This is a genomic window from Verrucomicrobiia bacterium, assembly GCA_035946615.1.
In the GTDB taxonomy this organism is placed as follows: Bacteria; Verrucomicrobiota; Verrucomicrobiia; order Limisphaerales; family UBA8199; genus DASYZB01.
In genome coordinates, this window is record DASYZB010000056.1 from 1 (window position 1) to 12,103 (window position 12,103).

Below are 12,103 nucleotides of genomic sequence, written 5' to 3' on the forward strand. Positions count from 1 at the left end.
CCCCGGGGGGGGGGGGCAGCCGTGTATCTTGTCCTTCAGCCGTAAACTAAAGGAACACCTATGTCCCTGATGGATGCGCTTCTGCTGGACCCCTTTGCGCTCGACGTGTGGATCGCGCCGCGGACGGATGGGGTGTCGGGCACCGCCACTGAGAGTGATCCTCTGGACGGCAGCACCCAGGCAAAGTTCGATGGTGCTATGCTAGCGCTGCCAATAGCCGTAAGCAGCATTACGAGGAGTTCCACTACGGCCACCGTTTTGGCGATTAATAATGGATACAGCAACGGCGATTTGGTGCTGATCGTCGGGGCCACCGGGCTGGATGGCGGTCTTTACAATGGCATCTTCTCCATCTTCAACGTCAACATCGGCGCCAATACATTTCAGTACACGATGAGCGGAACGCCCGGTGCAGCGGCAACCGGTGTGATCTCCTGCCGTTTGGCCGTTGCCGCCGGGGCTGTGGTTCCACTGCCCGTTATTCCTCCGGTTGCTGTGCATTTAGGACCGGGCACGCTGCAGACCCAAGGATTTGCGCCGGGGCTGTCTCAGACTCAGTGGCGGCCGGGTGCGGCATTGAAGGTTTTCGGTTCGGGGATGGGGGTGACCATCCTCCAGGTCGTTGGGGCAAGCCTGGACTATGAATACGTGGCCATCGGGAGCAATTATAACGACTACCTTGACTCGTTCGAGGCATCGGATTTCACGGTGGACTGCAACCTTGCTGGCCAGATGTCTTCGACCCTCGCCTGCGCGGCCATACAGGTGGTTGGGAAGCACACGCGGACCAGGAGGATTCGGGTCATCAATTATGGGACCCAGACGCCCGGTTTTGAGTGCTTTCCGCTCACTATCGGCGGAGCGCACCCGGACCTCTCCGACGCTGGCGAGGAGTGCTTTGACGATGTCATCGAGGATTGTATTCTGGAGCAACCGTCGCTGAACAATGCCCGGGAGACGACATGCACCAATATCGGGGGCGGGGAGCGGCCCACGGACGGAGTCACCGCTTATCACCGGGCCTGCGTCGTCCGGCGGTGTTTTATCAACGGCGAATACCGGCAGGACCCGGTCTCCATTTCAAGCATCACCGTGGGCGCTGGTGGCGTGGCCACCGTTACAACGCGACTGCCGCACGGGCGCGTGACGAACGACTGGGTTCGGATCAGCGGGGCGTTGCTGAGCGGCAACACGAATAATTCTCTCAATGGTTGTTACCAAATCACGTACGTGAACGATTACTCATTCACCTACGTCACCAACCCCGCCCAGGGCAGCGGGGTTACCCCCTCGGGAGACATGTGGGTTGGGAGGTTCTCCAGCCAAGTGATCCAGATCACCTCGGCTTCCTGGAACTCCGGCACGGCCACGATCACCACGGATACGCCGCATTTCCTGGCTCCCGGATCCACCGTCGTTATCAGCGAGATGCCGGTTTCGGGCTATAATGGGGTTTTCCAAGTGAGCGCCGTAATCGCTTTTAACCAGTTCGAGTTTTCGCTCAGCCCCTATCCAGGCGGTTCAAGTTCAGGAGGCTTCATCGGCGTTGGGTTTCAAGCGCTCTCGGCAGACGCCGGCACCGCCGCTGTCGCCGAGGGCAACCGCGTCTGCAACCTTCGGACAGGCGGCCCCTATCACGACACCTACAATTCGAGAGACCTGATTGTCCGCAACAATTATTACAGGGGAGTCGTGGCTGGGCCGGCCGAAAGCCTGGGCGGCTTGAGCCGCAGTACAACCTTGATTCCGCTCTCAATCACCAACGCGGGCACTACAGCCATTGCCACCACCTCCATCGCTCACGGGTTTTCCGCGAACGATCAGGTCCTCATCGCAGGTGCGAATTATCCACAATACAACAGTCCAGCCGGGCAGTACTGGACCATCCTGTCTAGTGGGTTGACACTAACACAATTCGAATACGTGATGAATGGCGTGCCGGCCGGACCAGCCACCGGTGCTGGGTATGCGACGGCGGATGCCGCGAAACTGCTTCAGTCCCTAACATATGCCCTCACAAACGGGCTGTACGTGGCTAAGGCGACTATCGACACGTCCCTATTTCCCGAACATGGATTCTCGGTTGGGGACGTCGTTCACATCACCAAAGTCGACTTTCAGGGAACACAGCCGTACCAGCCGTACACTGGCTATTTCGTCGTTTCGGCACTCGGGGCGCACCCAGACGAACAAACAATATTCTATTTCAACCTGCCCGCGAACCCTAATCCCCCCAACACGTCAGGATCGAGCCCCTCTGGGTATTACGCAAGGCTTTGGCAAACTCAGAGAATCGTTGTGGAAAATAATGTAGTTGAGCTTGTTCCTACACCAACGTCATTTGGACCACCGTTTGCGGTCCTAATGCAAGGCGGTGCTAATAACCAACCGCTTCTCTACGATGAGGCCGTGGTGCGTCGCAATGTTATCCGACACATTGATGGGCTTTCGGATAGTGGGAGGCCAGGAGACGGAACCGGAATCGCCGTCGATAGCTGCAGCGACCTCCTTGTGGAAGAAAACGTAATGGACTTAGACTCCTCAACACCTGTTGAATTTGAATATTGCGGCAATACTGAATTCTTCGCGAATCAAAGCTCAGGCGGAGTTTTGATACAAGGGTTCAACTCTGCGACCAACATGGCCGTGAACGAGCTTTCGAACACCCTGGAGGACGCTGAGGCGTTGGCCCTTTGCTGAGGACCTGAGGACATTAGATGATGACTACTAACTGGTTTAGACCGGCAGTTCAGAACAGCTTTTCGGTGAGAGCATGGCTTCTCATCTTATTGCTTCTGGTCGCTAGGTGCCACCTCGGGGCGACGGACGCGTTTGTCACAGCACCTAGTGCGCCGGCACCCGGCCCGGCGCAGACAATCAGTGATTTTCCTTTTCTCATGAAGCAGTTTCAAGGTTTGCGGTCAATGCGGTACCAGCAGGTTTACAATGCGTCGCTGTTCACAAACCTGGGATCCGAGTTTATTTATGTTACCACCATCTGGTTCTCTTTAAGCCCGAACGGGATCGGCTCGCAGCCCAGCGCAGACCCCTGGACGATAACGAACATGCAGATTAACCTGTCAACAACGAGCAGGAGCGCTGATGGCCTAAGCGCGATCCTTAGTGACAACGTCGGGACCGACGACATGGTTGTTCTAGGCCCCACCAACTACAATTTTCCAGGAGGTTTTCCGGGCGACAGGCAGGTGATATTCCTGAGCACGCCGTTCCGCTACAATCCAGCCATTGGAAACCTCCTGGTGGATGTCCGTATTTTTAACGGAGCGGGTCCGCTGGACACCCACAACCCAGCGCCGAGCTTCACCGCGTACGATTCACCCAGCGATGAAATCTCGAGGGTTTGGAGCACCAATGTGGCATCCACGGTCGCCGACGGAATTGATACCGTTGGGTTGCTTTCCCTGATCCAACTCGATCCTATCCCCTCTCTGAATGCCTACACTTCCTTTTTTGGTACCCCAACCAACTACATCGCGATCGAATGGCCCACCCAGCCCACGGTCTTTGTCTTGCAAAGCACGCACGACATGTTTAATCCGTCTGGGTGGCAGGACGTTAACACGAGTGGAGTTTTCTCCAACGAATTCTTCCAGCGCTACTATTTCCCAGCCCAATCCGCAGGGTCTGGGCAGTTTTACAGGCTCGTATGGCCTGGGGGCCAGTGAGAGTGAAAAAATAATGAAAACCAAGCAACGCTATGAGTTTCGTTGAAGCTCTGCTCCTGGATCCGTACCGGATGGACCTTTGGGTGGCCATGCGGACCGACGGCGTCGCGGGCACAGGCACACAGAACGATCCATTCGATGGGAGCACGCAGGCGAAATTCGACGCTATCATGAGCGGCGTGGCGGCCAACACTTGCATCCACTTGGGGCCCGGTATGTTCCAAACGAACGGTTATTCGGATGGAGCGAGCGGAGGTTGGCAGCCAAAGGCGGCGACCAGGATTGTTGGGTCTGGTGTTGATATTACCACGTTGAAGCTGGCCGGAAGCTCGGCGAACGCCCATTTTTATGCTGTCGGGCACGCGGTAAGTTCGGGAGGTCAGCCGAACTCGCTGGATTTCGTCGAAGTTGCGGATCTCACAATCGATTGCAATCTTGGCGGCTTTTCGGGGGCTTCGGCTGCCTGCGGGGCGGTCCGGCTTTTTGGCAACCATACGAGGGTGCGCCGGATAAAGGTGATTAATTGGGGAACCAGGTCAACGAGCAGGGCGAGTTTCGTCATCAGCGTCATTACGGCAACGGACCTGGCCTGGGTTGAGGACTGCGGGATTGAGGAGTGCATTGCGGTCAATCCGGCAAGCTCCAGCAACACTGGGCCGATGACCGTGTTTCATTGTGGGGGCACGGAATCGCCACCAACGAACCCGGTTGCATATGGCGTCGCGCCCTACATTCGAAACTGCTTTGCAGATTCGGGGCAGTCGTACCCATTCTCACTTGAGGTTCGCGGCCTATCTTTGGCGTGGTGTAAGGCCGGTATCATTGAGGGAAACCAGATCCATAACGTTTCGTACGGCGTTTACCAACAGACCGCCAACGCGCAGGATATTCTGATTCGGAACAACTGGTTCAAGAACGTGAATAAAGGTGTTTTGTTGGGGAATCTCGGGGCAATGTCGGGAAGTGGAACCCTTGCCGAGTCGATGTCGGTGGCAACAGTCACAATTTCTGCCGGGCACATGTTGTCCATTGGCGACTCCGCATTGCTGAATACAACGGGTGCGTACAATGGTATCGTTGTCACCGTACAGTCAGCCTCCTTCTCGAACACGACCTTTACGTTTGGAACCTCGAAGACTACTGGGGACACCGTCAATTCGGTCCAGAAGGTGTTTGGGGTTGGGAATGCCTCTCGGCTTGGGAATTTTCCCGCCCCCGGAAGTCTCCTCATCGAAGGCAACGTGGTCGAACTGGCCACCGCGACGTCGGGCAGCGGGATCATCGCGCTTCACCTGAACGATTCCTGGGCAGCTTCAACTCCGAGCCAGGACCCATCTAACCCGTACTATGTTTTCTCCAACGTGGTAATCCGGGACAACAAATTGCGGTATCTGGACGGCACTTTTGAGAGCAACTATGTGGGCTACGGCATGCAGCTTAACAGCGCTGCCAATTTGCTCGTGAGGAACAACGTCATAGAATCTGCGCCCACGAGTCCGCCCCCGATGCAAAACGACCGTTGCGGCGCGGTCGGTTATTTCAATAACCAATGGCCCTCTGGCGTCTTGATTCAAGGCGTCAGTGGGGATAACGGCACAAAATACGACGAGCTTTCCACCGAGGCTGACGACGCCCTGGTGATGGGTCTGTTTAATAAAAAATCATAACAAGGAAAGGAAGGCAGCTAATGGCAGTTCAAATATTGTCTCTGTTCAGTGGATCACTTGCTACACCCAGCGGGTCGGCTGGGACTCTTTACACATCCCCTTCCTCGCCTGCTCCGCTAACGACGATCGTGAAGAGCATTCGTCTTGTGAACACCGGAACGGGAGCGGCAACGGTGAATCTATACCTCTGGAGGACCACCAGCGACCAGACGAACCGACATTTGATACCGGTGAACATGACTATTCCTGCGGGAGGTTTGGCTCTCGACGATCAAGAGATCACGATGACGGCTGGCGATATAGTTAAAGGCGACGCTAACGCATCCGGAATCGATTGCATTATTAGCGGCATCCAGAGGTAATCTCATGAGGACCACCGACACACAAGGCAGGACAGTCATACTGGAGCGGAGTTTCCTTGAAAGCGGGATGTTCGGGGACGGCTCGGACGGCACGGTGACATTTGATGGCAGCTCAACCGTGCTCGGTTTGGCGCCGAGCAGCAGCACATACACCCTCAACCGATCGATCTTCTGCAGCGGGATCACGGTCAATAGTGGTGTTACGATCAAAACGGCGGGATACAAGATTTTCTGTAATGGCACTCTTACGAATAATGGAACGATAACCAACGCAGGGAATGCCGGTTCCAGCGGAAGCGGCACAGCGGGCGGTGCTGGCGGCGCGGCAGCGGCGGCTGGGGACCTGGGCGGGTCTGCCGCAGGGGGCGCCGGCGCTTCGGGCGGGACGGGGTCTGGAACCGCTGGTACGAACGGCTCGTCCGCCTCAGTTGCTATGGGCGCAGCCGGAGGTGCGGGCGGAGGCGGAGGCGCCGGCGCCGGTGGGATCGGGGGCGGAGGAGGAGGTGCGGGGGCGATCAGTTCGAACCGCCCGCTTCGAGCGCTCGACCATCACCTGATCGCAGGCGTAACTCTGATCTCGGGCGGGGCTGGAGGCGGTGGTGGCGGCGGTGGCGGCGGCAGCGGGAGCAGCGCTGGGGGTGGCGGAGGCGGAGGGGGCGCCGGTGGTGGCGTGTTAATGATCTTCGCCGCCACGCTCAACAACACCAGCGGAACGATTAATGCCGTCGGTGGAACAGGAGGCGGCGGGGCCGGTGGGCAGGGTTCAGGTTGTGGTGGGGCCGGGGGTGGAGGTGGCGGAGGGGGCGGGGTTGTCTATCTTGTTTACAACAGTCTCGCATCGGGAACGCTGAGCGCGCTGGGAGGCTTGGGCGGTGCTGGCGGCGCACCCGGCAGCAGCGGCTCAGGCAGCAGCCCTACGTCTGGGTCATCGGGAGGTTCGGGCATCTCAGGAACGGTGCTCAAGTACAACGGGAAAGCAAAGGTATGGGAATGACCAGGAGGAGCGGTTCAACCGCGGCGATCCTGTGCCGGACCGATTGTGGTAAACGGGTAAACCCTAAAGGACCCCGCAACATCCTTTGACTTTCTGAATGAAAACAGTGTGCTTGGTCATGGTCGTTTGCAATCGCGCCGCAGTGGTTGGCCGGTGCCTAAATTCAGCAAAGGATGTTATCGATCATTGGGTGATTTGCGACTCTGGCTCGACGGATGGCACGCAGGACATCATTCGGGAGGCGCTTAGGGAAATTCCGGGCACCCTCCACGAAATCCCCCGGATGGATGTCGCACCCGCTCTCACCAAGGCCCTCTGTCTGGCGAGGGGCAACGCGGAGTATCACCTTCTGCTAGACCCGAACCTGGAAGTCCGCGGGGGCGCAGCTTTCCGAGAGAAGTTGGGGGCAGACTCGTATTTGGTGAAAGAGGAGGGGCAATTTGAGTGTTGGGTAGAACGCCTCATAAGCGACCGGCATGAATGGCGCTACGCGGGTTTGACGCGCCAATTCATCCAGTCGATGACGGCTATGACGAGGGAGAAGTTGCTTGAACTGAGCGTGAAACGTCAGACACCCACGGCGGCGTCCAAAGACGACATCCAAAGCGAAATCGAGCTTTTGAAAGAGAGTATAAGGCGAGGAAGCAACGTTGCGCGCGCCACGTTTTACCTGGCACAGGCGTTCCGCGATTTGGGAAACCTGCCGCAAGCCATCGAGCTGTATGAAAAGCGCGCCGCGATGGGCGGTTGGGACGAGGAGGTGTGGTACTCTCTTTATCAGGTCGCGTCGCTTCAACAGCGGCTTGGAGTCGCATGGTTGCTCGTGCTCAACCAATACTTGCGAGCTTATCAGTTCCGTCCGTCACGAATCGAGCCGCTGTTCCACATTGCCAAATACTATCGCGAAACCGAGCAATACCACCTGGGGTACCTGTTCTCGCGCACTGCAATCGAAGCCGCTTATCCCGATGATCTGCTGTTCATCGAGAGGGGTACCTATGAATCAGATCTGGCGCGGGAGTACGTGACTTGTTGCAGGCATCTGGGAATGGAACCCGAACGGGAGGGTCCGGAGTGTTCACAAGCTGGTATTCCATCCGGTTTTCGCATTCCATTAGGGGCTTCCGGGGATGCCAGAAACGGCCTGGCCTTTGGTGATCCCGCAGCATGTCAAACTCTGCGAAGTTGATTCTGAAGAGCTTTCTGTCGGCAGGTGACATCGTGATGTTGACCGCCGCTGTGCGGGACATTCATCGGTGCTGTCCTGGCCAGTTCCTGACTGATGTAAGGACTCCTTTCCCGGAACTCTGGGAGAACAATCCTTACTTAACGCCGCTTGATGAGAAGGATCCCAATGTCCGCGCAATCGACTGCCAATACCCTCTAATACATCTCAGCAACCAGCGGCCCTACCATTTCATCCATGCGTTCATCGAGTTTCTGAACGAGGAACTCGATTTAGACATCGGACCAACGGCCTTCAAGGGCGATATCCATCTGTCCGACGAGGAGAAATCATGGCCGTCTCAAATTCATGAGCTTTGTGGCGATGACCGGCCATTTTGGATTGTCTCGGCGGGAGGGAAATCGGATTTTACAAACAAATGGTGGGAGACGGAGCGATATCAGCGGGTAGTAGATCATTTTCAAAAGAAACTTCTTTTTGTTCAAGTGGGCCGAGCCGAAGATCACCATCCAGCGTTGGAAGGGGTCATTGATCTGCGCGGGTGCACAGATCTTCGGCACCTGGTGCGGCTGGTGTATCATTCTCAAGGCGTGCTATGTCCGGTAACGGCGGTGATGCATCTCGCCGCCGCGATGCCATCGAAGCCGGGCGGCCCGGCTACACGGCCCTGCGTTGTTATCGCAGGCGGGCGGGAGCCTGCGCACTGGGAAGCCTACCTGGGCCATCAGTTCATTCATACAATTGGAGCGCTGCCCTGCTGCGCAACCGGTGGTTGTTGGAAATCGAGAGTAACACCTCTGGGCGATGGCGACGAGAAAGACAACCCTGAGAATCTGTGCGTAAATGTTGCGGGAAACCTGCCGCGGTGCATGGATATGATTACTCCCGAAGAAGTGGTCCGGCGCATCGAACTTTACTTCGCCGGAGGTTCGATCAATTACCTGGGACCCGAGTTCCCGCAAATTCCGTCCCATTTTCGTCACGGGATCGCATCCTGCTGAGTTGCGAGGCCGAATGAGCCGCAAAGGACTTCCCAACACTTTGCACAATCTACTCAGTCGGCGGTGGACAAGTCGCAGGGGGGACTCTATCTTCCGGCCCCTTGTCCTATGGTAAAGCAAGCGCGTTCGAACAATAGCACCCCCGCCGAGCTGGGGTTTGCCATGCCCGCCGAATGGGAGGAGCACGAAGCCACCTGGCTGGCCTGGCCCCATAATCCGACGGATTGGCCAGATAAGCTCGACACGGTCCGCTGGGTCTATGGCGAAATCGCGCGCAAAATCGCTTCGGGCGAGTTGGTGCGAATGCTGGTTGCGAACCTGGCCGAGGAGCGCCAGGCGCGGCGGTATCTAAGCCGGGCGGGCTGCAGCCTCGATAACGTCCGCTTTATCACCTATCCGACTAACCGGGGCTGGATGCGCGATAGCGGACCAATATTTGTCCGGCGGCGCCTCGCCAAAGGCCGGAAGCACAAAACAGAAACCGCCATAGTCCATTTCCACTTCAATGCCTGGGCCAAATACGACGATTGGCAAAAAGACCGCCGGGTGCCCGAGATGGCAGCCAGGCTGTTGCGCAAGCGCCTTTTCAACGCGGAACATGATGGAAAAGAGTTCGTTATCGAGGGCGGCGGCATCGATGTGAACGGCAGGGGGACTCTGCTCACCACAGAGGAATGTTATCTCGATCCGAAGGTCCAAGTGCGCAACCCAGGTTTGGGCCGGGAACAGATCGAGCACGGGCTGAAAAAGCACCTCGGAGTGAGGAATGTCTTGTGGCTGGCAGCGGGCCCGGTTGGGGATGATACGCACGGCCACGTTGACGACATCTGCCGGTTCGTCAACCCGCGAACGGCGGTTCTCATCAAAGAGACCGATTCCAAGGACCCCAACTACCGCCCGCTGGCTCAGAATTGGGAGCGGATTGGTGAGCTGCGTCTGGAAGACGGTTCACGGCCGGAGGTGGCGCCGCTGCCGATGCCCAAAGCGCTCTATTTCGATGGATACCGGCTTCCGGCGAGCTACGCCAATTTTTATATCGCCAATGCGGCGGTTCTGGTGCCGACGTTCAATGATCCGAACGACCGGATTGCACTGGGCATTCTGGCGGAACTCTTCCGGGACCGGCCAGTCATCGGCATCCACGCAGTGGACCTGGTTTTAGGGTTTGGGACGCTCCATTGCCTGACCCAGCAGCAGCCGGCCTGACGACTCTTTAAACGCCCAACAGCCGCTTTGGCTCCCGCCTGCGCCTTAGCCGCCGTTGCCGCGCACCGCCCCGAGAATCTCCTTCATCCGCCGCACCGGCAAAGAAAAATGGCCGTCGTCCGGACAAAACGTGGCGCGGCAGTTGGGGATAGCTTTGGCCAGGTAACGCCCCATGCCCGCCGGCACCACCACGTCCTTCTCGCCATGCCACAAATGCACCGGCCCTTGGATAGCGCTCAAGGCGAAGTCCCATGGACGCGCATAGAGGAACCCATCGTGAGCGGCCCCCTCGACGCCGTTGCGCAAACCCTCCATCGAACTTTCCACCAGTTTCCTTCGCAACTCCGGATCGGCCAGCGCTTCTTTGTCCGGCGCCCCGAGCCGCTCCTCGATTTGCCTGGGAATGGCTTGTTGGCCTTTGCGCCACAGCGCCCGCAGGCACACCGTCCCGATGCGCTCCGCCAGCCAAGGCGCCTTCTGGGCCAGCGCCAGCAGCCAACGGTTCAGCGCCACCATCCCGTCCGTCGCCCCGGGGGCATCCACCGGACCCAATGCGGCCACCAGTATCGTTGCCTTCAGCCGCTGAGGAATCCGCGCCGCACACGCGCAGGCGTAAGGCCCGCCTCCCGACATCCCGAGCACCGTAAAACGTTCAAGACCCAGACGGTCGGCCAACTCCGTGACATCTGCGCTCCAATTACTCAGCGTCCTGCCCGGGCGGGCGTCGGACATGCCATAACCGGGCCGGTCGGGCGCGATGAGCCGCCAGTGCTGCGCCCCGGCCTCCTCTTCGAGCAAGCGCGCCTCCAGGCGGCTGCTGGGCCACCCGTGAAAATACAACAATGGCGGCCCGCTCGCGTCGCCGAACTGGGCGAACCCCAACCGCCGCCCGTCTTTCAATCTGATTTCCTGGTCCAAGTTATCCCTGCTTGCTAGTCTCAGCCATCCTGATTCCGTGGAAAACGAGCGAGACGGACTGATGCAATATTGGAGTGATGGAGTGGTGGGAAACCCAATACTCCAGCACTCCATCACTACGTTTTGAGCTCACTCCAGTCTCCGCTCACCCACCGTTCGAGTGCCGCAAATAACGCCTCGTCACCCTCCAGATGCTCGCATTGGCCCGCGCGGTTGACCAGCCCGAACCCGGGTCCATACCCCGGCCCGTTGGCAACGCAGCCATCCGTGCGGCAATCCCTAAGCTGGTCGCTGGCCGACCGAACCGCCGATGCTCGGTCCCCTTCCACCTCATACTTCCAACCCATGAGCCGTGCCCGCGGAAACCAGTCACGCAGAGCCGAAATGACCTTCGGCGTCGGCATCAACTCCGCCACCAACGCCCCCTCCCGTGTCGAAAACTTCCGCGAACGAACCTCGACCAACTCTCCCTCCGGCGAGCGCCTCCAAACCTTCCCAAAAGAAAAATCGCTCACGGCGGCAACGTGAAAAACGGCATCGACGGCCTGGCTCGAAAGCCCTCGCAGCCTGTCTTGAAGGTCAGCGGTCGTGGTGAATGTCTCGACGTGTTGGGCGCGCCGCTCGCCACGCCAGGTCGCCTGCTGGCCGGCCAGCAACGTCACCTCGTGCCCGTGGCTGGCCAGGAAGTTGCCCAGCTCCGATCCCAATCGGCCCGTGGACATATTGGTGAGCCGCCGGACAGCATCCAGCGGTTCGAACGTTGGGCCTGCGGTTACAATGCAGCGCACACCGCAGGTTACCAACCGGGTGGAGAAAATCCAAATTTTTGAATCGAGGAGGTGAAAGCACGGCATGCCCCAGCGCGGAAGCGCCGCAACGCGAGCGATGAGCCGCAAAGGAATGGAAAGAACGCAAAGATTTAAGTTTTTCCTTTGCGTTCTTTGAGTTTTCTGGCGGCTAAAATTTCCGCGGCTGCGGAAACTTTGCATCATAGCAGTGTGAAATACGCGGAAATGAAGAAGCCAGAGGGAAATGGTTAGACGGCGAGGACATCCGAAAGCGCCAGAGGACTGGCGCAGTCCA

The 12,103-nt window shown here is 58.2% G+C and carries 10 protein-coding genes; 8 read left to right on the top strand and 2 right to left on the bottom strand.

What is annotated here, in order from left to right:
- The first annotated feature begins 60 nt into the window (after positions 1 to 60).
- The 8 genes from VG146_09240 (at position 61) to VG146_09275 (ending at position 10,102) form a co-directional block, all read left to right on the top strand.
- Complete coding sequence (locus VG146_09240) at positions 61 to 2,700, top strand: hypothetical protein (GenBank protein ID HEV2392533.1); 2,640 nt, start codon at positions 61 to 63, stop codon at positions 2,698 to 2,700.
- A 197-nt stretch (positions 2,701 to 2,897) separates the two neighbouring features.
- Positions 2,898 to 3,686 (top strand): hypothetical protein, encoded by a 789-nt coding sequence (locus VG146_09245; protein HEV2392534.1) that lies wholly within the window; start codon positions 2,898 to 2,900, stop codon positions 3,684 to 3,686.
- Positions 3,687 to 3,718: 32 nt separating this feature from the next.
- A complete protein-coding gene (locus VG146_09250; protein HEV2392535.1) occupies positions 3,719 to 5,353 on the top strand; it encodes a hypothetical protein in 1,635 nt (544 codons plus the stop codon).
- Between the two features lie 146 nt (positions 5,354 to 5,499).
- Positions 5,500 to 5,715: a hypothetical protein gene (locus tag VG146_09255; protein HEV2392536.1), complete on the top strand. Its 216-nt coding sequence runs from the start codon at positions 5,500 to 5,502 to the stop codon at positions 5,713 to 5,715.
- Between the two features lie 4 nt (positions 5,716 to 5,719).
- On the top strand, positions 5,720 to 6,709 hold the full coding sequence (locus VG146_09260; protein HEV2392537.1) for a hypothetical protein: 990 nt from the start codon (positions 5,720 to 5,722) through the stop codon (positions 6,707 to 6,709).
- A 97-nt stretch (positions 6,710 to 6,806) separates the two neighbouring features.
- On the top strand, positions 6,807 to 7,898 hold the full coding sequence (locus VG146_09265) for a glycosyltransferase family 2 protein (GenBank protein HEV2392538.1): 1,092 nt from the start codon (positions 6,807 to 6,809) through the stop codon (positions 7,896 to 7,898).
- Entirely contained in the window at positions 7,877 to 8,896 is a 1,020-nt protein-coding gene (locus tag VG146_09270) for a glycosyltransferase family 9 protein (GenBank protein HEV2392539.1), read from the top strand. Before VG146_09265 ends, VG146_09270 begins: the two co-directional genes overlap by 22 nt.
- Before the next feature lie 108 nt (positions 8,897 to 9,004).
- The gene (locus VG146_09275; GenBank protein HEV2392540.1) at positions 9,005 to 10,102 is read left to right on the top strand and encodes an agmatine deiminase family protein; all 1,098 of its coding nucleotides are present in this window, start codon (positions 9,005 to 9,007) and stop codon (positions 10,100 to 10,102) included.
- Positions 10,103 to 10,147: 45 nt separating this feature from the next.
- Here the strand turns inward: VG146_09275 and VG146_09280 are convergent, their stop codons facing one another.
- A complete protein-coding gene (locus tag VG146_09280; protein ID HEV2392541.1) occupies positions 10,148 to 11,020 on the bottom strand; it encodes an alpha/beta hydrolase in 873 nt (290 codons plus the stop codon).
- Between the two features lie 116 nt (positions 11,021 to 11,136).
- The gene (locus VG146_09285; protein ID HEV2392542.1) at positions 11,137 to 11,808 is read right to left on the bottom strand and encodes a phosphopantothenoylcysteine decarboxylase; all 672 of its coding nucleotides are present in this window, start codon (positions 11,806 to 11,808) and stop codon (positions 11,137 to 11,139) included.
- Positions 11,809 to 12,103 lie beyond the last annotated feature (295 nt).